Source organism: Paenibacillus sp. FSL P4-0081 (assembly GCF_000758565.1).
Taxonomy (GTDB): Bacteria; Bacillota; Bacilli; order Paenibacillales; family Paenibacillaceae; genus Paenibacillus_AQ; species Paenibacillus_AQ phytohabitans.
In genome coordinates, this window is the sequence record NZ_CP009280.1 from 743,909 (window position 1) to 765,921 (window position 22,013).

Sequence of the window (22,013 nt, forward strand, 5' to 3'; positions counted from 1 at the left end):
TTATAAAACTCCTTAAGAGAGAGTGTTTGCACTGCGATAATTTCCTTAATCAAGAAAAAATGAAACTATATTCAATGAAAACGCTTCATATCAAGCGCTTTCAAAAGAAAATTGATGATATCGCGAGAAAAGTGTGCTTTAATAGATTTAAAAGCAGGTATTCCTCGGTTTTTGATGCTTTTTTCCTCTTTACACTGTTATGGAAACTCCTTCTTTTTGTAAAATTCTAAGCCATAGAAAAGGGAGACTTTTAAGTATGCACGTTCGTTCCTTTCAATTAAGCGACGTTACTCCAGTGACTGAATTGCTGCAGACCGCATTATCGGAAGAATGTTTCGAGAGCACGATCGAGCCCTTCTCCAGGCAGCTTTCATGGGATTCAGATCTCATTGTAGTTGCAGAGGATGAAGGAGAAATCATCGGCGCACTGATTGGTACGATTGAGAAGAACCACGGCTGTTATTTCCGCATTGCCGTCCATCCTGAATACCGCCGCAGAGGAGTCGGCAAGAGTCTCGTATCGGCGATGGAACACAGATTCCAGGCACGCAAGGTCAGCGGTATTTATGTAGCCGTTGATGAGCATAATTCCTTCGCACTGCCGCTGTATGAGGCCATGGGTTATGGTGAGGACCAGATCTTCAAATCTGTACGCAAGCTGAGCATTGTCGGGTAATTATTTTTTGAAACGGTGCTGTAAGCGGAAACAATTGGTAGAGTAGAGAACTAATGCAGCCTGTACTTTTAGAATAAGGTCACACCTGCATAGTCTGTTTCATTATACTAAAGCATATCTTCCCAGTGTCCATTGCATTGCAAATGGGCGGAAGATATGCTTTTCTATTGTTATGGACTTATAAACCCAATCGAAGCAAGTAGGTGGCCTATGAACCGGGAGCTTGAAGAAGAATTCATGCGGAGCCGCAAACAACGATACAGATCCGTTACCCATAACAAATCCAAGCGCGAATCGAGAAGAATTTGGCTTAAGGATATGCGGGAGTGGATCATCACTGCGGGGATTGTATTCGCGATAATGTCACTGCTTAATATTTTTGTGTTCAATGTGTCTACTGTGATTGGCCAATCCATGCAGCCGACCCTCTACGAAGGGGAGAAGCTGATTATTAATAAGATTGCACTGAGCTTCGGGAATCCGGGCCGGGGCGATATTGTTGTTCTGCATGACCCCAGCACAGGGCCGGACCGTAAGGAGTACCTGGTTAAGCGGATTATTGGTATCCCCGGTGATATCGTGGAAGTTCAGGACCAGCAGCTATATGTTAATGGTAAAGTAGTGGATGAGCCTTACATCGATACGGCCATTCAAGACCCGGATTTCAGTCAGCTGACTGTGCAGGACGGCACCTACTTTGTAATGGGGGATAACCGCCATGCCGGGGCCAGCAAGGACAGCCGTTATTTCGGCGCTGTTGCACAGGAGCGTATTGTGGGGAAGGCATCACTGATCTGGTGGCCTGTAGCTAAGATGAGAGTCCTGTAAGGGATTTGTATAGACATAATAATAAAGGAGAGGCGGAAATGAATTCTAACTTCCAGTCACCTTATGCTCCGCCGCCTTCCAAGTGGGAGGATCTCAAGGCTGCAATCAAGGCTGCTGCGCCGGCGCTCGGTATTGACGATATCGGGTTCACCACCGCAGAGCCGTTTTTATATTTAAAAAATATTCTTCAGGAACATAGGGACAACGGGTACGACTCGGGCTTCGAGGAGCCGGATCTGGACAAGCGGACGGTTCCGGCGCTGCAGTCGGGAGAGCAGCCGCTCTCTATTATTGCAATCGCTGTAGCCTATCCCTCCAAAATGGAGGACCCGCCCAAGTCCGAGCCCGGAGCACGCAGAGGCATACTGTCCAGGGCATCGTGGGGGCAGGACTATCATCATGTACTCCGTGAAGCGCTGGCGAAGCTGGAGAACTTCATCCGCGAGCGTGTTCCGGATGCCGTACTGGAGAGTATGGTGGATACGGGCGCTCTTGTTGACCGGGCGGTTGCAGAGCGGGCGGGCATCGGGTTCAGCGGCAAAAACTGCGCGATTATCTCCCCCAAATGGGGATCTTGGATCTATCTCGGGGAAATGGTGACGAATATACCGCTGCCTCCGGATCAGCCGGTGCAGGAAGGCTGCGGGGACTGTACGAAATGCATCGATGCCTGCCCTACCGGCGCACTGGTGGGTCCGGGACAACTCAACGCCCAGGCTTGCATTTCCTACCTGACACAGACCAAGGGGTTCCTCAGTGAGGACTATATGACCAAGATAGGGAACCGGCTGTACGGCTGCGATACCTGCCAGATTGTCTGTCCCCATAACCGCGGCAAGAACTGGAATCACCGCCCGCAGCTGCTTCCTGATCCGGAGATCGTGAAGCCGCTGCTGATGCCGATCCTGGATCTCAGCAACCGTGAGTTCAAGGAGAAATTCGGCAGCAGCTCGGCTGCATGGCGGGGCAAAAAGCCTATCCAGCGTAATGCGGTGATCGCGCTTGGCAATTTCAAGGAAGCTTCTGCCTTGCCGAAGCTGACCGAGATTCTGCTGCAGGAGCCGCGGCCGGAGATGCGCGGGACTGCCGCCTGGGCCCTAAGCCGCATCGGCGGCAGTGAAGCCCTCACAGCCGTGGAGCAGGCACTGCAGAAGGAAGAGGACGTTACGGTGCGCGGAATGCTAAGCCGGGCACAGGACAAGCTGCTTGGGCAGAAGGAGGCGGAAGGAGAATGAATCACCGTCCAGAGAGCAGCGAAGGGGCGGAAGCTTCGCTCTATTATAAGGAGATCGATTCAATCATTGGCCCGTTGACGCTATGCGCGACAGCTTCCGGACTATGCATGATCAAGTTCGGCACCTATGATTCGAACTCGGACACTATTGCAGGCTGGGTGAAGACGCAGCTGGGTCCCGCTGCACAGATTTATGCGGATGCCGGGAGCTTGTCCGAGACGGAGCGGCAGCTTACAGCGTATTTCTCAGGGGAGCTGCAGAGCTTCAGTGTGCCGCTGGATATGCGCGGAACGGATTTTCAGCGCCAGGTATGGGAAGCTCTGCTCAGCGTGCCTTACGGGGAGTCCGCCTCTTATAAGGATATTGCGGTCATGATCGGCAATCCGCAGGCTGTACGTGCTGTTGGCGGGGCCAATAACCGCAACCCGGTTCCGGTCATTGTACCCTGCCACCGGATTATAGGTGCCGGAGGCGCACTTGTCGGTTATGCCGGAGGTCTGGGAATCAAAAGCCGCCTTCTGCAGCTGGAAGCGGAGCAGGCAGGGCCCGGCTTAAGCGGCAACTATCTCTTCTGAATCACGGGATTTGCCAATTGCTGTCCAGTTGTTGAAATGCTATGATAGATTCGCGTGCCTTAAATAGGGGCATTGCCAGACAATAGAGTACAAAGGTGGATTACAGATGAATATTGCATTGCCTATTATTACGCTTGTTGTAGGTCTGATCGGCGGATTCTTTATCGGTGTGTATTATCTGCGCAGACAAATGACAACGATGCAGAATGATCCTGAAATGCTGCAGAAGGTTGCTAAGCAAATGGGATATAACCTGAACGGAAAGCAGATGCAGCGTGCCCAGCAGATGATGAAGAACGGCAATCAGCCGGGGCGTGCTCCTGCGGCAGCCAAAGGACAGGCCCGCAAGAAGAAATAATCAGGATAAGGAAATAGATAAGAATCAGCTGCGGGTGCGGAAGGGGGAGATTTCATGGGGAGCATCAAGGAGTACATGAACGGGAAGGTTTCTGTAAACCGTGAGCAAATCGAATATCATGTTGAGAAAATATTAGAGCTGATTGGTGAAGATACCAGCCGCGAAGGCCTGCTGGAAACACCGGCTAGAGTCACGCGGATGTATGAAGAGATATTTGGCGGTTATTCGATTGATCCGCGCGAGGCGCTGGGCGTAACTTTCGACGAGTCTCATGAAGAGCTTGTCATTGTGAAGGATATTGTCTACTACAGCCAGTGCGAGCATCACATGGCTCCTTTCTTCGGCAAAGTGCATATTGGCTATGTCCCCAGCGGGCGGATTGCCGGACTGAGCAAGCTGGCCCGGCTCGTGGAAGCGGTCAGCCGCCGCCTGCAGGTGCAGGAGCGCATTACTGCCCAGATCGCCGACATCATGACCGAGGTGCTGAATCCGCACGGTGTCATGGTGGTTGTCGAAGGAGAGCATCTGTGCATGTGTGCCCGGGGTGTGAAGAAGCCCGGCAGCAAGACAGTAACCATGGCAACCCGGGGCACTTTCCGTGAGGATGCTGCTGCCCGGGCCGAGTTTCTTGCTCTGATCAAAGAATAGTACGCGGGACTAATATTCCCTGACTTGTGCAAGGCAAAGCCCGGCGGCCACTTTCGAGTGGCCGCCGGGCTTTTTTGGGGAAAGACCTCAAAAAGGCTGCCAGACCAGCTTGCGGGCGGCACTGTACCGCTCGGCTACGTAAGGCCAATTCACGACTTTCCACCAGTCCTGGATATAATCTGCGCGGTTATTCTGATGCTTGAGATAATAGGCATGCTCCCATACATCCAGCGCCAGCAGCGGGACAACATCCCACTGGGACAGATTCTGATGCTTCTCAGCAGTCAGAATCTCCAGCCTGCGGCTGCGCGGGCTCCAGACCAGGATGGCCCATCCGCCGCCCTCCACTTTATTGGCCGCTTCAGTGAACTGGGCCTTGAAGGCATCGTAGCTTCCGAAGCTCCGTATAATGGCATCCAGCAGTGCTCCGGATGGCCGGCCGCCGCCCTGCGGGGACATGACGTTCCAGAAGATCGTGTGCAGATAATGGCCCGCCCCGTTAAAGGCAAGCTCCCGTTCCCAGTGTTTAACGAGATCATAATCATTGCTCTTCCGGGCTTCCGCCAATTTAATCTCTGCTTTATTGAGTCCGTCTACATAGCTCTGGTGGTGCTTGTCGTGATGAATAATCATCGTCTTCTCGTCAATGTAGGGCTCCAGCGCATTATAAGCATAAGGGAGCGGGGGCAGTGTGTGCCCGCCGATCGGGACCGGCCCCAATTCACGGGCTTCCCACAGAGGAGCCGTCCAAGCCGCCGTTTCCTGGGGAGAGTCTTCACTTAGGGACACCGCAGGCACAGCAGCCGGTTCATCCTGCTCTATTGGGTTCTGCCGCATCATGCCGGCACCGGCTCCATATTCCGGGGCGCTGAGAGCTGTAAGCACGGCAAGGAAATACTCCGATTCGCAGATAAAATGCTTCACTACGACCCCGGCCAGAGGGGAGGCGCTCATGGCCTGGCTAGCCTCCCCCATAGCCTTCAGCTGGCGGATGAATTCACTGGATTGGCTGCAGGCTGTATGAAGCAGCAGCTCTGTTTCGGCGGCAAGGCTTCCCGGACCGCCGAAGGCCGGAGCCTGTTGGCTTCCGAGCAGTTGACACGCCGCCTGCTCCGTAGCCAGGAAGACAACCGTCCATTCCTGGAGCAGCTTGACATAAGGCTCCTCGAGGTTTGGAGTAAGCTGGATAAGAACCTCAGCGTGTTCTTTCTCCTGTTTTTTCCAGAAGGCAATTTCCCCTAGAATGTGCACTGGCAGCGGCGCACCGGATACATATTGCATAGCATGCAGTCCTCCCGTCCTGAATTTTCAACGCTTCATTATATGACCGGGAGAGTCCGCTTATGTAACGGTATTCGTTGTGGCCTAAGGCACTATGGTTAGCAAACCCCAAAAAAGCATGCGCAGCATGTATAAGGAAATACATCTGCGCATGCTTAGTTAATCCAATATAGGTATAGGAACGCTGCTGTATCTGCTTGTGGTTACTTGCTGGCCTGACTTCCGTTGTCCCCGCTGATGCGGGCCAGCTGGACATTGCCGAGAAATGCTGAGACACGGCGCAGATACTCGCGCGGATGCTCGCGGAACAGCAGCTCATGATGACTGTCCTCCACAATCCATGAGTCGGAGTACGGGTTGGTCTGGTTCGCGGCCAGTTCTTCGGCAATCGGATAAGGTGCCTTCTCGTCCATAGTACCGTGCATGAAGAGTACCGGGAACGGATAATCCTCGGATTTCACCTTGGAATAGGGAATCTGATTCAGCCCTGTACCGTTCAGTACCGGGAACAACAGCTCCATAATCTCCAGTGAAGGCTGGCGGGGAAGATCTATATTCTGCTTGATATTGTGATAGAGTGTATCCGGCTCCAGCAGGAAGGTGCTGTCCAGTATCATCGCATCCACGTCTTTGGTTACGAGACCCGCCTGCAGCGCGGTACCAGCACCCATGGAGAAGCCCCAGACTACGATTTCGTTTGCACCCTTGTCCTTGGCATATTCGATCGCCCCAAGAAGCTGCTGGGATTCTTTTTTGCCGCCGGTAGCGATATCTTTATTGACCTTGGAGGCGAAGCCGTAATCAAACATGACCACATTGAATTTCAGGCTGTGCGCATAATGGGCCAGGTCGTACATAGGAACCCAGCTTTCCTCTCGGTTAGCACCGTAGCCATGGCTGAAGACAATGGTCTTCTTGGCTCCCTCTGAAGGAATATACCAACCCTGCATAATACGGCTGCCGTCCTTTGCCGGAAAGGTGATCTCCTCATACGCCAGCCCTTTGGCAAGATAAGGGTTAGAGTAGAGGGGCGCTACAGTAGGATTCGAGAGCACCCAGGCTATATAGCCGTGCAGGGCGATGAAGCAGAATAAAAAGAAGAAGAACACAGATAACAGCAGAGCTACGACAATATGCTTAACGCGTATCATCCGCAGTGAAATAATAGGTATGGAATTAGGTTTATCCTCGTTAGGCATACGGGAGACCGGCGAGCCGGGGTGACTTGTTGCCAGATCCATAAGGTCCCCTCCTAAAAGTTTTGTGGAACATCCGCTTCCTGTGAGACTACTTCGCAGCAAAACTGCTTCGGAAGCATGAACTTAAGTTTGATTAGCAGAAATACTTCATATATTTAATCGTATGGTTATGCCCTTACAAAGTCAATGAATTCAGCGGTTTTGTAATGTAACTGTAAACTGCGGCCCAGTCTTTACCGTACAGTGAATATGCTGGACTTTTTTCGGACCTTTGCACTAAGATAGAATGGATCTGAAGAATAATGTAACCGGGTTTCAAGAGGTGAAACACATGAGGGGGAGAACAGGGTGGAAGACCGGAAACTGACTGTACGCGCCGTGGAACGTGCGCTGGATATATTGCTCTGCTTCACTCAGGATAATGATTATGACCTCAGTCTGACGGAGATTTCCGCCAAGATTGGCCTGCATAAAAGTACGGTGCACCGCCTGCTGACTACGCTTGAGGAGAAGGGCTTCCTGCAGCGCGATGAGGGCACGGAGAAATACCGGCTCGGGATTCGCATCTGGGAGCTGTCTACGCATTTGCCGACCCTGAATGAACCGGCGGTACTGCTGCTGCCGGCGATGGAACGGCTGCGTGACCGTCTGGGAGAGACGGTCAGCCTCTATTTGCGCGACAATCTGGAGCGCGTGCGCATCCAGGCCGTACAGAGCCGGCAGGCGATCCGCCGGGTGGCACAGATCGGCGCAAGGCTGCCCCTCTCTGTAGGCGCATCGAGCAAGGTGCTGGCCGCTTACGCGCCTCCGGAAGTGCAGGTCCGGCTGCTGGCCGATCCGGCATGGCCGGAAGCTGTAGACCGGAGCCAGTATCTGGAGCAGCTCAAGGAAATCACCCGCTGCGGGTATGCCACCAGCTTCGAGGAACGCGAACCGGGTGCGGCTGCAGTGGCGGTGCCTATCACCGGGCGTGCCGGGGGAGTGGTTGCAGCGCTCTCTCTTTCAGGTCCGGTCAGCCGGCTTTCGCGGGAGACGCTGGAGGACTATGCAGTGATTCTGGGTGAAGCTGCGGCTGAAATGGGGCTGATGATGGGCTGAAACGGCGGCGCCCGTTATATGCCGTGATTAAGGGGTAATTTTAGTAAATAGAGGCTAACCAGGCCTGTCAGTTCCATTGTATATCTAGTTAAAATGAACTATTATTAAAAAATATTAGTTACAATTATTAAAAGATATGAAATGTAATCCAGAGCATGAGGTGATGGGATGAAAGCTGTAATACCCGATTCACTGATGGGAGAAATTCAAGAGCTCCAGGATACGTTCGGTTCTGTCACGAGTCAGGCTATTGTGCTTACGGATCAGGCAGGGAATGTAATAACCCGTCCAACGCTTTACGGAATATTCTATCAGAAAATGTTCAGTTCTTTGCAGGAGACGCAGCGCCCTTTCGAGCCGGCTTTGCTCAGACTGGGCCCCTTATCGCATCCTGCTGTATTGGAAGAATGGGTTCCAGGGCTAAAGTATGTGGTCAGTCCGCTGGTTCCCGAGTATGGACAGACTTATTATTTGTGGTCGGGCCTATACATGGAAGAAGGGACCCGGGAGCTTGTACTGCAGGCGTTTGAGGCCAAAATGAGGATTCACCCCCACTATGATGAGTTACGGACTGAACTGCTTGCCATGCCTGAGCTTAGCCGGGAGCGTATCGGCATAATCAGGGGCAAACTGGCCGTTCTTGGAAACATACTGTCTAAATTACTGGCGGGCGGTGTACTCAAACCCCTGGCGCAGAGAAGCGGCATGGTGGTTTCACAGCTGCTCTCCAATCTGGAAACAGACTTTCTGAAGATTGAGGATGTTTTGCAGCAAATGGCAGGAAGGTTCTCGGATGCCGATTTATATGCTTTTGCCAAAGAGGAAGAGGCAGGCAGGTATAAGGTGAAATATTCCGCCGGCAAAGAAGCGAATCTGTTGATGAATGCCGAGTTCCAGCAGGGGGACGGATTTCTGGGACAAGCTGTTCTCGGCAGGGAGCCCCGGCACTGGCAGGGCGTTGCCAAAGATCCGAGGTCGTTATTCTTCACCCAGCGCGGAATTACGCAGCCGGAGTATTTGTCATGTTATCCGGTTCAGATTCACAGCGGCAAAAAAGCGCTGCTGTTGGCTGTGGGCTTTGGTGAAATCCGCCAGTTACAGGACCATGCCCAGCAGGACCAGATGGTTGCTTCTCTGCTTGGGCTATCCTCACGGGGGGAGAAGCTGCGGCAGCGCGAAACCCTGCGTAATGATGCTACACTGAGGCTTAAAGAGGCCGCGTGCCTGCTGCCGCAGACTACATCATCGCAGGAGCTGGGCATTCAACTGCTCGATATCATTATGGGGATGCCGTTCTATCCTTCATCTGTACTCGTCTACTTTGAGGAGGCAGCGGGAGGCAGCCATCATGCGAAGGGCTGGAGCCCGGAGGCGGCTGCCCAGTATGTCCAGGAGATTGAGGAACGGTATTCGCCGCAAGCCTTTCTCTCCTCTGCTATTATCAACGAGGATGCCGAGGGGCAGGTGCTGCTGGAATGTCCGCTGATTGCCGAGAAAGTATTCAAAGGAATTCTGGCGGTAGGCTTCAGACGCCGCAGTGAAGCAGAGGAATGGCTGACATTCGCCAGCTGCCTGGCCAGTCTGGCCAGCACGGCAATCCGGCTCATCGAGAAGGATAGCAGGCTTAATAAGCAGGCGGGGGTATTCCTCCAGCATACCCGGGATTATCTGAGGAGCACCAATCCTGAGCTGCAGCGCTTGTCGCTGGAAGCCTCTTCAATGGCGCATGAGCTTGCCCGCTACACCGGTCTGCCGGAACGGGAAGCGGAACGGATGAGAAACGCCTGTCTGCTGGCTCCGTTCAAACTTGATTTTCTGCAGGGATACGGCTTCTATCAGGAAGAAATAGCTCTGCTGAAGCAGGTGGATCAATTGGCATCCTTCTATTTCAAGATGGATAAGCCGTCGGTTTCTTTGCCCGCACAGCTGCTGGCACTTGTGCTTCATCATACCGCCAAACATGCGGATAGGGATAAGCTTGCGGAACCAGAGGTTGAGTGGCTGGACCCCTCCCGCTACAGTATGGATGATTATATTGCCGGGGAGATTGACAGTGAGCCGCAATCAGCCCTTCAATCGTTTCTGCGCAGCCGCTCGGATGCGCAGCCAATGAGGAGAACGGTTTCGGCAGTCAAGCTGCTGAACAGCGCTGCACTGAAGACACCTAAGGAAGAATGGGGAATCTCGCCGCGTGAAGAGGAAGTGCTTGAATTGATCATTCTGGGCAAGACGAATAAGGAAATTGCCAGTGCCTTATTTATCAGCGAGCATACCGTTAAGAATCATCTAAGCCGTATTTTCACCAAAATGAATGTAACGGACCGTTCACAGATTATTGCTCTGGTCTATAAAAGAATACTTGACTCTGAGCGCATCGAGATCTGATCATACGCCGGGTTTAACTGCTTTGCTCCATATGGATATCCATCCCCTTTCGGCTGAAAGGGGATTTTTTGCGGTTATATGCAGCAGGAGGGCAGGTGCACAATTTTAAAATTTAACAAAATGAAGTTGTCAGAGAGAAAGAGCTGTGTTATATTTTAAATGATAATGATTATCAATATCATATACATAGGGGGATCATTTTGCGACATTCTAATAAAAGTCTGGTGCTTATCGTTTTCACCTTGGCTCTGGCTCTGCTGCTGGCAGCTTGCGGCCAGTCCGCTAATAACTCTGCAAACAATTCCGCTGCAGCAGCTGATTCCGGAGCTTCTCCTGCGGCCTCTTCTACGGCGGCTCCTGCTGCAACAGCTGGCAGTGCGGATTCAACCGGTGATGTAGAAATGGTCACTTTCCAAGACAGTGTAGGAGAAGTTCAAGTACCCAAGAATCCGCAGCGAATCGTTGATACCACTGCGTTCTACACGGGTTATTTCCTGGCATTAGGCGTTAAGCCGGTAGGCGCCATGGAGGGGGCAATGGGCAATCCATATCTTGCCGGAATGCTCGATGGCGTGGAGTCGCTCAGCAATGATGTAACACCGGAGAACATCCTTGCCTTAGATCCTGATCTGATTATTGTATACACCGGCACGGAAGGCATCTACAAGCTGAAGGAGATCGCTCCGGTGGTGCAGATTCAATACGGCTCCAAGAACTATAAGGACCAGATGATGGACTTCGGTAAGCTAACGAACAAGAATGATGAAGCCAAAGCCTGGGTAGATCAGTGGGAAGCGAAGATTGCTGAACTGAAGCCGCAGGTACAGGCTGCCGTGGGTGACAGAACTGTATCGATCCTGAATCCATACGCCAAGGGATTGTTTGTATTTGGTCATAACTATGGACGCGGCGGCGAAATTCTGTATGGGGAATTCGGCTTGAAGGCTCCGGCAGAGGCCCAGAAAGAGGCAATCGACAGCGGTACGGGCTGGGCCTCCATCTCTCTGGAGAAGCTCCCGGACTTTGCCGGTGATATTATCTTCACTTGTCCATGGTCAGGGGATACAACAGATCCTAAGATTGTATATGACAATCCGCTTTGGGCAGGCCTGCCTGCGGTCAAAGCCGGTAACGTATTCCAGCTTAACCCGGATGCAGACACGTATAATGATCCGGTGTCCCTGGAGGCACAGCTGGATTTCATCACAACAAGCCTGCTGTCCGTGAAATAATCCATTATTATTGAAATAATGAAGCTATCTGCAAATCTGCATATAAAAAGCTGCGCCGGTGTCAGATCAATATCTGATACCAGCGCAGCTTTTGTGATATTTAAGCCTGTGTATACAATTATTCTACCGGCAGAGCCGTTTCCGAAGCTGTGGCATCAGCCAGCATCTGGCGGAGCACCGTCTGCAGGATACCGCCGTTACGGTAGTAGTCGATGTCAACGGTGCTGTCGAGCCGGGCAATGACCGGGAAGTCGAACTGGGTTCCGTCTTCGCGTGTGGCGGTGACGGTCAGCTCCTGACCGGGTAGTACATAGTTGTCGAGACCGGTAATGTCGAAGGTCTCACGTCCGGTCAGGCCCATACTGCTCCAGCCATGGCCTTCCTGGAACTGCAGCGGCAGTACGCCCATGCCGACGAGATTGCTGCGGTGAATCCGCTCGAAGCTCTCGGCGATGACGGCTTTGACTCCCAGCAGCAGCGTGCCCTTGGCGGCCCAGTCACGCGAGCTGCCGGTTCCGTATTCCTTGCCGGCAATGACGATCAGGTTCTGACCGGCCGACTGATACAGCATGGATGCGTCATAGATCGACATCACCTCGTCGCTCGGCAGGAAGGTGGTTACCCCGCCTTCTGTTCCCGGAGCAACGGCGTTGCGGATCCGGATGTTGGCGAAGGTACCGCGCATCATCACTTCATGGTTCCCGCGGCGCGAGCCGTAGGAGTTGAAGTCGGCACGTTCTACGCCATGATTACGCAGATATTCTCCGGCCGGACCGGAGGTGGAGATATTACCGGCTGGTGAGATATGGTCCGTGGTGACGGAATCGGCCAGCAGCGCCAGAACACGCGAGCTGCGGATATCCTTGATGTCGCCTACACCGTCTGCCAGATGCTCGAAGAATGGCGGATTCTGAATGTAAGTGGAATTATCATCCCATTCATACAATTCGCCTTCCGGTACCGGAATGGAATTCCAGCGCTCATTAGCTGTGAAGACATTCTCATATTTGCTGCGGAACATTTCCGGACTTAGCGAGAGTCCTATAGCTTCGCGGATCTCGGCAGTAGTAGGCCAGATATCGGCCAGGAAGACAGGCTCGCCCTGCGGATCGTAACCCAGCGGCTCGGTCTTCAGGTCAATATTAACGGTACCAGCGAGCGCATAGGCTACCACAAGCGGCGGTGAAGCCAGATAGTTGGCTTTGACTTGGGCATGTACGCGGCCCTCGAAATTACGGTTGCCGGATATAACAGCGGCAACGGTCATATCATGTTCTGTAATGGCCTGGCTGACTTCATCCGGCAGCGGGCCGGAGTTACCGATACAGGTGGCGCAGCCGTATCCGGCCAGATAGAAGCCCAGCGCTTCCAGCGGCTTCAGGAGATCGGCCTTTTGCAGATATTCCGTAACGACCAGCGATCCGGGCGTCAGGCTGCTTTTGACATAACCGGGTTTGGTCAGTCCGCGTTCCACAGCCTTCTTGGCGAGCAGTCCCGCTCCCAGCATAACGCTTGGGTTGGAGGTATTCGTACAGCTGGTAATGGCGGCAATTACAACAGCTCCTGTGCTGAGCTTGCTGGTGCTGCCGTTCTTGTGCTGCACTTCCACGACTTCGGCAATCTTCTCATCACTGAGGCCATAGCCGCCCTTATCGATTGGTGTACGGATGATGCCTTCAAAGTTCTCCTTCATATGGGTCAGCTCGACCCGGTCCTGCGGACGTTTCGGTCCGGCCAGGCTGGGCACTACAGAGGCAAGATCCAGCTCGATGATATCGCTGAACTGAGGGTCCGGCGTACTTGCGGTGCGGAACATCCCCTGCGCTTTATAGTAATCGCCTACCAGCTCAACCAGCTCATCCGGGCGTCCGGTGCTGCGCAGATAGGCCAGCGTCTCGTCGTCTACCGGGAAGAAGCCGATCGTAGCCCCATATTCAGGTGCCATATTGGCTACGGTCGCGCGGTCCGCCAGACTGATATTAGCCAGACCAGGACCGTAGAATTCGACAAATTTGCCGACTACGCCTTTCTTGCGCAGCATTTGGGTAACGGTCAGGGCCAGGTCGGTAGCAGTGGCGCCTTCCATCAGACTGCCGGTCAGCTTGAAGCCCACGACATCCGGTGTCACAAAATAAAGCGGCTGTCCGAGCATGCCTGCTTCCGCTTCAATCCCGCCTACACCCCAGCCGACCACGCCAAGGCCGTTAATCATTGTGGTGTGGGAGTCGGTTCCGACCAGGGAATCCGGGTATACGACCGTTTCGCCGTCAATAGTCTTGGTAGTGGCTACAGAAGCCAGATACTCCAGGTTAACCTGATGCACAATCCCTGTTGCCGGGGGAACTGCGCGGAAGTTGTTAAAGGCAGTCTGCGCCCAGCGCAGGAAGCGGTAACGTTCCTCGTTGCGCTCGAATTCAACGTTCATATTATATTCCAGTGCGTCGGCAGTTCCGAAGGCATCGACCATAACCGAGTGGTCAATAACCAGGTCAACCGGCACAAGCGGATTAATCTTCTTAGGGTCGCCGCCGGCTTTCTTGACGGTGTCACGCATTGCGGCAAGATCAACGACTACCGGTACGCCGGTGAAGTCCTGCAATACAATCCGGGCCGGGATGAAAGGGATTTCTTTATTACGGTCAATGCCGCCGGACCAGCCGGCCAGCTGCTTCACATGCTCTTCTGTAATTGCCCGTCCGTCATACTGGCGGACAGCAGCTTCAAGTAATACCTTAATGGAGAATGGCAGGGATGAAATGTCGCCCGCGCCTTGTTCCTCCAGCGAGTTCAAATGATAGTAGCGATAAGTTTTGCCGCCTGATTCCAGGTTCTTAGCCAGTGAGAAATGGTCCTTGCTTGGCATATATGCGCCTCCTCGTTTCATCTGGTGAAACTACATTTCATATTTCCTATACTTTAAGTATAACGGTTGCAAAGAGGGGAGTAAAGTTTTTTTTCCTTCTTCATGGAAGGTTTGTAAGAGGTTGAAACTGCGCTAAATGGAGCGAAAATGCCGTTTATCCAGAAATTTATATGCTTCATGCAGCAAAGCCGTTTCCGCCTATTTCCAGCCATGCCTGGAGCGGATGGTTTCCCGGATTCAAATGTAGTTAAATCGTTCCTGTCCTGTATAGCGGCAGGCAATCCTTCATATACATAGGACTACATAGGACAGCAGCCAAAACGGGAAGGGGAACGGCTATGCCGCCCTTCAAAAGGACGGCACAGTTTCAGCGGGAAATAGAAGGATTATTTATAGTGCCAGAGCCTATAAATTCTTATATTTGAACGAAAGGGCGGAGAATGAATGGAGCAGCAGTGGAAGAAAAGTCTCTATGTCTATGTGGATCAGCTGAACAAGGGGCGGGTTGCACCTGGAATTGAACCGCGCCAAACCACAATCAAGGATCCGCGGTTCATGGACGAACAGCGTACACGCTTCCGCCGTATTGCGCAGTGGTACAGCCAGCGGGGGATCACTCCGCTGCGCGGGGAAACAGGCGTCAGGACACTGCGTACCGTGCGGCAGAATCCCGCCGAGGTGGTCGCCGATGTGGCGCTGCACAGCGCATTCTATTATGAGAAGGGCGGAATGACTCACCGCGAGGATGTGATTGAGTCCGAGCGGCTGACCTTTGTGCGGAAAGGTGGAGACTGGGAGATAATCAACGTGGAGCGCAGTGTTCCCGAGCGGAATGCTGTGCGCAAAGTGGTGGAGACTGAGCCTGCCTTGCGGCTGTCGCAGTGGGGGGAGGTGCTGCCTTCACCGCGGCCATCCCAGCCGCTGCTGAACCGCAGGGTCCTGCGCGGAGTGAGCGGCGCAAGAGAGGTCCGCTACCGCCGCGAAGAGGCGGCGGCGTATGCCGACCGCTGGTGGAAGGACGGCAATCCGGAGTTCGAGATTTTCGAGGTGGACTGCACCAATTATGTCTCCCAATGTCTCTTTGCAGGGGGAGTACCTATCAACTATACTGGTAAAAGAGAAACGGGCTGGTGGTACAAGGGCTACAACGGGGCACAGGAATGGTGGAGCTTCAGCTGGGCGGTTTCAGACAGCCTGCAGCGTTATTTGAGCGGCAGCCGCAGCAGCGGTCTGCGCGCTGAAGTTGTCGAGCGGCCGGAGCAGCTGATGTTAGGCGATGTGATCCAATACGACTGGGACGGCAACGGACATTACCAGCACAGCACGATTGTTACCGCCTTTGATGCGGGAGGCATGCCGCTGGTGAACGCCCGGACGGTGAGCAGCCGCCACCGCTTCTGGGATTACAAGGATTCCTACGCCTGGACGGACCGCACGGCCTACCGTTTTTTTCATATTAATGACTACTTATAATTCAGAAAGAGGTTAGGGCATGGGGAACGCTAAATTGACCGTAGGACTAGTGTACGGCGGAAAATCCGGAGAGCATGAGGTATCGCTCCAGACGGCTTATGCGGTTATGAACGCTTTTGACTACGATAAATATGAAATTATTCCATTCTACATTTCCAAACAGGGAGTGTGGAAGGTAGGGGCAGCCCTGGAGGCTCCATTCAGCGGAATTGAAGAGCTTAAGCTGTCCGGAGCTTCCGGTGATATGGGGATGGCCCTGAATGCGTTATTCAGCGGTCTCAGCGGCGGAGATTCCATTGTGGATGTGATGTTCCCGCTGCTGCATGGTACGAACGGGGAAGACGGTACCATCCAGGGGCTGTTCGAAATGGCGAATATTCCGTACATTGGCGCAGGTGTGCTGGCTTCATCGGCAGGTATGGATAAGGTTGTCATGAAGAAGCTGTTCGGCGAGGCAGGGCTCGAGCAATGTGAATATTGTTATTTCAATGCTGCTAACTGGAAAAGCAAAAGCCATGAGCTGATCGTTGGTGTAGAGGATAAGCTGGGGTATCCGGTATTCGTGAAACCGGCCAACCTTGGCTCCAGCGTAGGCATCTCCAAAGCAGCCGACAAAGAAAGTCTGATCAAGGCTGTTGATTACGCCTTCCGTTATGATACCAAGGTCATCATCGAGGAATTCATCGATGCCCGTGAGGTAGAAGTTGCCGTACTTGGCAATGAAGAGCCAGAAGCCTCAGTTCCGGGTGAAATCGTCTCTTCCGGCGAATATTATGATTATGCGGCCAAATACACGGACGGCAAATCGCAGATGCTGATCCCGGCACCTGTCGATCCCGAGGTGGCAGACCGCCTGCGCGAATCGGCACTGCTGGCTTTCAAGGCCATTGAGGGCAGCGGCATTACCCGGGCTGATTTCTTCCTGCGGAAGTCTGACGGCAAAATTCTCATTAATGAAGTGAATACAATGCCCGGCTTCACCCCGTTCAGCATGTATCCTCTGCTGTGGCGCGAGACCGGCGTATCCTACCAGGTGCTGCTGGACCGGATGATCGGGCTGGCGCTGGAGCGGTACCAGTTCAGACAAGGGCTTAAGTACGATAACGAATAACATATGGTGATCGGCGGGAGCATTCCGGCCGGGAAGGAGAGAGAAGCATGGGGTTTCAATCAGAATTCAATTCAGTGTGCAAATTCAAGAATGAACAGGAGCTATATGAGCTGCTGGAGTACGGACGAACCAAAATGGTGAAGCAGGGCTTCCGTGTATACCCGACCGGCCAGAAGGTCATCGCCTTCAATCCGGAGAATGTTGCTGTAGCGATCGTCAAGATTTCAGCTTCAATTGCTGAAATCAACTTCCAGGGCAATGAGGTTACAGCTGTGGAGATGGATCTGGTACGCAAGCTGAATGAGGAAGAGTCGCGGGTACAGACGGCCCTTGCCTACGAAATGTTCTTCGGAGAAGAAGGATGATTGTCCGCTTCGGCTATGTCGCCATGTCTACCGTCATCCCGGACTGCTCACCCTCTAAGACAATGACTATGGCAAGCTTTAACAAGCTGGGCGACCGGGAAGCCGGACTGCGTAAGCTGGAATCAATCGCACGGATCAATCTCCATAATACACTCCGCCTGCTGAAGCATAATTCAGGCTCGGATATTATGGTCTACCGCCTGACCTCCAAGCTGATTCCGCTGGCGACCCATCCTGATCTGGCGGATTGGCATCCGCTGTCCGCACTGGCGGAGGAGTTCGCTGAGGTGGGCACTTATGTGAAGAAGCACGGCATGCGGGTCAGCTTTCATCCGGACCATTTCACGGTTCTGAGCACTCCGCGTCCCGAGGTGCTCGCAAGCTCGATCCGCGACCTGCAGCATCATGCCGATATGCTTGAGGCCATGGGGCTGCCGGCAACCGCCAAGAGTAATATCCACATTGGCGGTGCTTATGGGGACAAGCCTCTGTCTGCGGCGCGTTTCTGTGAGCAATGCTCCGCGCTTCCGCTTGCACTCCGGGAACGGATGACGCTGGAGAATGACGACAAGACGTTCAATGCGGTGGAGACACTGGAGGTTAGCCGGAGCCTCGGACTGCCGATGGTGCTGGATATCCATCATCAATGGGTCAACAACGAAGGCGAGCTCCCCTGGGAGCTGTGGCCGGAGATCCAGAAGACATGGACAAGCAGTCTGGCCCGGAAGGATGTCCTGCCCGGGGAAGTACTGCCACCGAAGATTCATGTCTCCAGCCCGCGCAGCCCGTCCGATCCGCGGAGCCATGCCGACGGTGTGGAGCCGGCTCCGCTGTTTGCTTTTCTGAAGCGGATCGCCGCAGATACCCCGGCAGTGGATGTCATGATCGAAGCGAAGCTCAAGGACGGAGCCTTGTTTGGCCTGATGGAGGCCATGAAGGAGCTTGCACAGGGCGGGAACGGAATTACGGTACTAAACGGAGCCAGCGTGAATATACAAGCATAACAGGCAACAAACAAGGGGATTAGGCCTTATTACGGTGCCAGTATTAACTTGATAAGTGGGCGGAAATAGGGTACGTTGAATGAAAGTTGAGCAGCAATTTGACGTCCTGCGCGTAACAGCGTTCCATGGGAGAACGATCATGCTCAAAGAAAGCGGAGTGAAGAGATGAGTCCTGTAAGTCCTGATAACCGAAATGAACGGGAACCCTATGTAGTTACAAGCAAGGGACATACGGCGGCGGCAATTAATGCTGCAGCCAAAGCGGGGGAATGGATCAAGAGCAGACAAGGCCAGGTGAAGGAGCTGGGCAGCAAGACATCCGCGCAGGATCTGGTTACAGAGGTCGATAAAGGTGTGGAGCAAATGATCCGCCGGCTGATCCTGACCCATTATCCCGACCATGCCATCCTTGGGGAGGAAGGCGTTCAGCCGGGAGCGGACGCGCTGACTGCCGCCCTGGATGAAGCGCGGGAGCATGAGTATTTGTGGATCGTTGATCCCATTGACGGGACTACCAATTTCGTACACGGCTTTCCTTTCTACTGTGTCTCAATAGCCCTCGTCGTTAAGGGGGATCTGACAGTCGGTGTTATTTATGATCCGATCCGTGACGAAATGTTCGTTGCCGAGAAGGGCAAGGGTGCGTATATGCACGGGATTCCTACCGCCGTGTCAGCGGAGACGGAGCCTGGAAGCAGTCTGATTGCGATGGGCTTTCCGCCGGACCGGGTATTCGCCCAGCCTGCCAATATGGCCGGACTGCAGCAGATTCTGCCGCAGGTGCGCGGCGTTCGCGCCGGCGGCTCGGCAGCGCTGCACCTGGCGTATGTTGCGGCAGGCCGGGTGGACGGCTACTGGGAAGTGGGCCTGAGTCCGTGGGACTGTGCGGCAGGCGTGCTGCTGGTGCTGGAATCCGGCGGGAAAGTCACTGATACCCAGGGCAATCCCTACGATATCAGTACACGCCATGTGGTGGCGAGTAATGGACGGATACATGATTATCTGGTGAACTCCCTGCAGGCAGCTGATGCCACGGGATTCAAGAAGCAGTAAGGAGGCGGCATTGCCATGAGTGACAATGATGATCTGGAGCGCAGACTGAGTGAGCTTCTGGAGGATGGCGAGATGGAGCCGGATGACCGGCAGGCCAAGGAAATCCGCCAGATTTCGCCCAAGTATGAGATCCGGATACAGACTACGCTTGATCCTATAGTTGAAGAAACGCGCCGATACCGCAAAATCGCTTACGAATTGGACAGCCGGTATGATAAATATGTGCAGCGTTCTGAACAAATCAGCGGCCCGTCTAGCGCGGGCGGCCATAAGAATTCTACAGAATCCGGCAGCGGAGAGCAGTAAGCCGCAGCAAGCCTCAGGAGCGGTTTTCCGAACAATCGGGAAACCGCTCTTTTGCGCAGCGTGGCTGGGTGTTAGAATGGAATTATACTAATTTAGGGGGAATACGATGCTGAAGACATGGAGAAGATTCATATCAGCCGGAACTAGCGGGCTGCTGCTGTTCGCTGTAATAATTAATGTGCATGCAGGCCCTGCCGGTGCCGCTGCAGCAGCCGTTACGACGGCCCCGGAGCAGGATGTCTTTCGCATCGTGGCACTTGGAGATTCCATTACTGCCGGATATGAGCCGGGGATGACTGATTCCAGTGTGAAGCCGTACGGATATGCCGAGAGATTACTGGAGCAGGGCTGGTATCACGGCAGAAGCACGCTAAGCAATTACGGTATATTAGGTCTGAAGACATCCGGATTGCTTCAGTATACCGCATCCATCAAAGACGGCATCGCAACTACGGCAGAGGCAATCCAGCCGGGGCTGCCTGATCCGCGCATCGCCCAGTTTGCCGCTATGACGCCGCAGATTAGAACGGAGCTTGCTGCAGCGGATTTGATTACGCTCACTATAGGCGGCAATGATGTCAGCAGTCTGTTTCTGAATGTTAAGACACTAACGGAGGCTGACTTCACAGCCCAGCTTGCGGAACGCCTCGCGGCGTACAGCAGCAATGTGAAATCGGCACTGGACAATATCCGGGCCGTGAATCCCCTGGCAACGATTCTGCTGGCCGATCAATATCAGCCTGCTCCCAGAATTGCCCTGGGTGCTTCGTATGACAAGCTGATGAGTGCCGCTGCACAGTTTACAGTAGCCGCCGAGAATATTGCAGCTACCCTGAACCAGGCGGGAGCACCTGTAAAGGTAGCCCATGTAGCCGCTAAGTTTGCCGGTGTAGAGGGATCGCTCACCCATATTATCGGGGCTGGAGCGGCAGACTTCCATCCGACGCAGCTGGGCTATGAACGGATCGCCACGGTGTTCGCAGAGCTGCAGTGGGGGGAATACCTTACTCCGGCAGCTGCAGTGATGACTTCAGCCTCCGCACCGATGTCAATTGTAGTGAATGGGACCACGCTTAACACTCCCAATAAGCCCATTCTGAAGAATGGACAGAATTTCCTGGCGCTGAAGGACATTCTGAATGCGGTAGGTGCAACTGGTAAATGGGATAACAAAACATCCAGCGCGACGATTATTTACGGCGGAAGAACCGTGGTAATTACGATTGGCTCGAAGACGATTAAGGTGAACGGAACGGATGTAGCGATTGATACCCCGGCATTCCTGCAAAAGGTCGGCAAAGAGGATAAAACGTACCTGCCGCTCGCCGCGCTCGCTACCGGGCTTGGCTTCGATGTGAATTACAGCAGCAAGCTGCGGACAGCTTTCATTAATCCATAATCCAGCATAATATATCAATATTGCATAATAAAATCAGGCCCGTAAGGCAAAGGTGGATGAACGCAGTTGTCTAGTACAAAATATAATGCCGGATATATAATCACGATGGATGATATCGTGCGTGAAGGGGATCCCGTACTCCGTGCGGTAGCAGAACCCGTGCAGCTGCCGTTGCAGGAGGAAGACCGCGAGGCGCTGAAGTGTATGATGCAGTTCCTGAAGAACAGCCAGGATGCCGAAATGTCTGCCAAACATAAGCTCCGTTCAGGGGTAGGCTTATCCGCCAATCAGGTGGGGCTGAAGAAGCGGATGTTCGTGATGTGCCTGAAGGACGATAACGGCAAGAATGTAGAGTATACCTGGGTGAACCCCAAGATCATCAGCCATTCTCTGGCGATGGTGTATTTACCGGAGAGCGAAGGCTGCCTGTCCGTGGACCGGCCTGTACACGGCTTTGTGCCGCGGTATGAAACCGTGAAGGTTCGGGGATTTGATCTGAACGGTCAGGTGATTACCCAGAAATTCAAGGGTTATCAGGCGATCGTGATTCAGCATGAGATGGATCATCTGGACGGGATCATGTTCTATGACCGGATCAATCAGCAGAATCCGTTCAAGCTTCCGCAGGATGTGGAAATCCGCAGCCTGTATGAACAGAAGAGCAAGGGGTAATGATGGATATTCAAGGATTGCCGCTAACCCTTCTATATATAGGATTGGCACTTGTCATTGCGCTGGTTTTTGTCTACAGGATTAGAAAAGGTACATTCCACAAGCACATCATGGCGGAAGCGGCCATCGTTGTAAGTTATGTGGTTGTCGCTATTGCGGGAGGCAGTATGCCGCTCGCAGTAAGGCTGGTGACCCCGCTCGCGGTTGCTGCGCTGTTCATGTATGGACAGCGCAAGAGCGGCGGGAGCTGAT

The 22,013-nt window shown here is 53.4% G+C and carries 19 protein-coding genes and 1 pseudogene; 17 read left to right on the forward strand and 3 right to left on the reverse strand.

Going from position 1 to position 22,013, the window contains the following annotated elements; all coding sequences use genetic code 11:
* Window positions 1–256: 256 nt before the first annotated feature.
* The 5 genes and pseudogenes from P40081_RS03345 to folE all read left to right on the forward strand — a co-directional run bounded on the left by P40081_RS03345 (window position 257) and on the right by folE (window position 4,320).
* Window positions 257–676, forward strand: a complete 420-nt coding sequence (locus P40081_RS03345; protein WP_039308670.1) for a GNAT family N-acetyltransferase — start codon at window positions 257–259, stop codon at window positions 674–676.
* A 210-nt stretch (window positions 677–886) separates the two neighbouring features.
* Window positions 887–1,504, forward strand: coding sequence for a signal peptidase I (gene lepB / locus P40081_RS03350; protein ID WP_081969806.1), 618 nt, complete (start codon window positions 887–889; stop codon window positions 1,502–1,504).
* Between the two features lie 38 nt (window positions 1,505–1,542).
* Window positions 1,543–3,314 (forward strand): annotated as a pseudogene (queG, locus tag P40081_RS03355) (tRNA epoxyqueuosine(34) reductase QueG).
* A gap of 106 nt (window positions 3,315–3,420) precedes the next feature.
* Window positions 3,421–3,672, forward strand: a complete 252-nt coding sequence (locus P40081_RS03365; RefSeq protein ID WP_042133331.1) for a YneF family protein — start codon at window positions 3,421–3,423, stop codon at window positions 3,670–3,672.
* Between the two features lie 54 nt (window positions 3,673–3,726).
* Entirely contained in the window at window positions 3,727–4,320 is a 594-nt protein-coding gene (gene folE, locus P40081_RS03370; RefSeq protein ID WP_039308661.1) for a GTP cyclohydrolase I FolE, read from the forward strand.
* An 87-nt stretch (window positions 4,321–4,407) separates the two neighbouring features.
* Here folE and P40081_RS03375 read toward each other — a convergent pair whose 3' ends face one another.
* Together P40081_RS03375 and P40081_RS03380 are read right to left on the reverse strand one after the other, a co-directional pair.
* The gene (locus tag P40081_RS03375) at window positions 4,408–5,601 is read right to left on the reverse strand and encodes a Fe-Mn family superoxide dismutase (RefSeq protein ID WP_042133333.1); all 1,194 of its coding nucleotides are present in this window, start codon (window positions 5,599–5,601) and stop codon (window positions 4,408–4,410) included.
* 203 nt (window positions 5,602–5,804) lie between these two features.
* On the reverse strand, window positions 5,805–6,800 hold the full coding sequence (locus P40081_RS03380; RefSeq protein WP_042140714.1) for an alpha/beta hydrolase: 996 nt from the start codon (window positions 6,798–6,800) through the stop codon (window positions 5,805–5,807).
* 348 nt (window positions 6,801–7,148) lie between these two features.
* On the opposite strand from P40081_RS03380, the gene P40081_RS03385 reads away from it, so the two are divergent.
* The 3 genes from P40081_RS03385 (at window position 7,149) to P40081_RS03395 (ending at window position 11,515) form a co-directional block, all read left to right on the forward strand.
* A complete protein-coding gene (locus P40081_RS03385; protein WP_042133334.1) occupies window positions 7,149–7,898 on the forward strand; it encodes an IclR family transcriptional regulator in 750 nt (249 codons plus the stop codon).
* A gap of 168 nt (window positions 7,899–8,066) precedes the next feature.
* On the forward strand, window positions 8,067–10,283 hold the full coding sequence (locus P40081_RS39685) for a helix-turn-helix transcriptional regulator (protein ID WP_052421652.1): 2,217 nt from the start codon (window positions 8,067–8,069) through the stop codon (window positions 10,281–10,283).
* Between the two features lie 200 nt (window positions 10,284–10,483).
* Window positions 10,484–11,515 (forward strand): ABC transporter substrate-binding protein, encoded by a 1,032-nt coding sequence (locus tag P40081_RS03395; protein ID WP_042133335.1) that lies wholly within the window; start codon window positions 10,484–10,486, stop codon window positions 11,513–11,515.
* A 118-nt stretch (window positions 11,516–11,633) separates the two neighbouring features.
* Here the strand turns inward: P40081_RS03395 and acnA are convergent, their stop codons facing one another.
* Window positions 11,634–14,378, reverse strand: a complete 2,745-nt coding sequence (gene acnA / locus P40081_RS03400; RefSeq protein WP_042133336.1) for an aconitate hydratase AcnA — start codon at window positions 14,376–14,378, stop codon at window positions 11,634–11,636.
* A 444-nt stretch (window positions 14,379–14,822) separates the two neighbouring features.
* Between acnA and P40081_RS03405 the strand changes: the two genes are divergently transcribed.
* The 9 genes from P40081_RS03405 to P40081_RS03445 all read left to right on the forward strand — a co-directional run bounded on the left by P40081_RS03405 (window position 14,823) and on the right by P40081_RS03445 (window position 22,012).
* Window positions 14,823–15,851, forward strand: a complete 1,029-nt coding sequence (locus tag P40081_RS03405) for an amidase domain-containing protein (protein WP_042133338.1) — start codon at window positions 14,823–14,825, stop codon at window positions 15,849–15,851.
* A 19-nt stretch (window positions 15,852–15,870) separates the two neighbouring features.
* Complete coding sequence (locus tag P40081_RS03410; RefSeq protein ID WP_042133340.1) at window positions 15,871–16,962, forward strand: D-alanine--D-alanine ligase; 1,092 nt, start codon at window positions 15,871–15,873, stop codon at window positions 16,960–16,962.
* A gap of 47 nt (window positions 16,963–17,009) precedes the next feature.
* A complete protein-coding gene (locus P40081_RS03415; protein ID WP_042133342.1) occupies window positions 17,010–17,327 on the forward strand; it encodes a hypothetical protein in 318 nt (105 codons plus the stop codon).
* Window positions 17,324–18,331, forward strand: coding sequence for a UV DNA damage repair endonuclease UvsE (uvsE, locus tag P40081_RS03420; RefSeq protein WP_042133344.1), 1,008 nt, complete (start codon window positions 17,324–17,326; stop codon window positions 18,329–18,331). The genes P40081_RS03415 and uvsE overlap by 4 nt, the downstream gene beginning before the upstream one ends.
* Window positions 18,332–18,496: 165 nt before the next feature.
* Window positions 18,497–19,384 carry an inositol monophosphatase family protein gene (locus P40081_RS03425; RefSeq protein WP_042133346.1) on the forward strand — a complete coding sequence of 296 codons (888 nt, stop codon included), beginning with the start codon at window positions 18,497–18,499 and terminating at the stop codon, window positions 19,382–19,384.
* A 15-nt stretch (window positions 19,385–19,399) separates the two neighbouring features.
* Window positions 19,400–19,690 carry a hypothetical protein gene (locus P40081_RS03430; protein WP_042133348.1) on the forward strand — a complete coding sequence of 97 codons (291 nt, stop codon included), beginning with the start codon at window positions 19,400–19,402 and terminating at the stop codon, window positions 19,688–19,690.
* A 106-nt stretch (window positions 19,691–19,796) separates the two neighbouring features.
* Entirely contained in the window at window positions 19,797–21,089 is a 1,293-nt protein-coding gene (locus tag P40081_RS03435; protein ID WP_042133350.1) for a stalk domain-containing protein, read from the forward strand.
* A 105-nt stretch (window positions 21,090–21,194) separates the two neighbouring features.
* Window positions 21,195–21,761, forward strand: coding sequence for a peptide deformylase (gene def / locus P40081_RS03440; protein ID WP_042140716.1), 567 nt, complete (start codon window positions 21,195–21,197; stop codon window positions 21,759–21,761).
* Window positions 21,761–22,012 carry a hypothetical protein gene (locus tag P40081_RS03445; RefSeq protein ID WP_042133351.1) on the forward strand — a complete coding sequence of 84 codons (252 nt, stop codon included), beginning with the start codon at window positions 21,761–21,763 and terminating at the stop codon, window positions 22,010–22,012. The genes def and P40081_RS03445 overlap by 1 nt, the downstream gene beginning before the upstream one ends.
* Window position 22,013 lies beyond the last annotated feature (1 nt).

What these genes read in the sequence shown, in the direction of transcription:
- P40081_RS03345 (WP_039308670.1), top strand. Translation starts at nt 257, where the DNA reads ATGCACGTTCGTTCCTTTCAATTAAGCGACGTTACTCCAGTGACTGAA.
- lepB (WP_081969806.1), top strand. Translation starts at nt 887, where the DNA reads ATGAACCGGGAGCTTGAAGAAGAATTCATGCGGAGCCGCAAACAACGA.
- P40081_RS03365 (WP_042133331.1), top strand. Translation starts at nt 3,421, where the DNA reads ATGAATATTGCATTGCCTATTATTACGCTTGTTGTAGGTCTGATCGGC.
- folE (WP_039308661.1), top strand. Translation starts at nt 3,727, where the DNA reads ATGGGGAGCATCAAGGAGTACATGAACGGGAAGGTTTCTGTAAACCGT.
- P40081_RS03375 (WP_042133333.1), bottom strand. Translation starts at nt 5,601, where the DNA reads ATGCAATATGTATCCGGTGCGCCGCTGCCAGTGCACATTCTAGGGGAA.
- P40081_RS03380 (WP_042140714.1), bottom strand. Translation starts at nt 6,800, where the DNA reads ATGCCTAACGAGGATAAACCTAATTCCATACCTATTATTTCACTGCGG.
- P40081_RS39685 (WP_052421652.1), top strand. Translation starts at nt 8,067, where the DNA reads ATGAAAGCTGTAATACCCGATTCACTGATGGGAGAAATTCAAGAGCTC.
- acnA (WP_042133336.1), bottom strand. Translation starts at nt 14,378, where the DNA reads ATGCCAAGCAAGGACCATTTCTCACTGGCTAAGAACCTGGAATCAGGC.
- P40081_RS03405 (WP_042133338.1), top strand. Translation starts at nt 14,823, where the DNA reads ATGGAGCAGCAGTGGAAGAAAAGTCTCTATGTCTATGTGGATCAGCTG.
- P40081_RS03410 (WP_042133340.1), top strand. Translation starts at nt 15,871, where the DNA reads ATGGGGAACGCTAAATTGACCGTAGGACTAGTGTACGGCGGAAAATCC.
- P40081_RS03415 (WP_042133342.1), top strand. Translation starts at nt 17,010, where the DNA reads ATGGGGTTTCAATCAGAATTCAATTCAGTGTGCAAATTCAAGAATGAA.
- uvsE (WP_042133344.1), top strand. Translation starts at nt 17,324, where the DNA reads ATGATTGTCCGCTTCGGCTATGTCGCCATGTCTACCGTCATCCCGGAC.
- P40081_RS03425 (WP_042133346.1), top strand. Translation starts at nt 18,497, where the DNA reads ATGAGTCCTGTAAGTCCTGATAACCGAAATGAACGGGAACCCTATGTA.
- P40081_RS03430 (WP_042133348.1), top strand. Translation starts at nt 19,400, where the DNA reads ATGAGTGACAATGATGATCTGGAGCGCAGACTGAGTGAGCTTCTGGAG.
- P40081_RS03435 (WP_042133350.1), top strand. Translation starts at nt 19,797, where the DNA reads ATGCTGAAGACATGGAGAAGATTCATATCAGCCGGAACTAGCGGGCTG.
- def (WP_042140716.1), top strand. Translation starts at nt 21,195, where the DNA reads ATGGATGATATCGTGCGTGAAGGGGATCCCGTACTCCGTGCGGTAGCA.
- P40081_RS03445 (WP_042133351.1), top strand. Translation starts at nt 21,761, where the DNA reads ATGATGGATATTCAAGGATTGCCGCTAACCCTTCTATATATAGGATTG.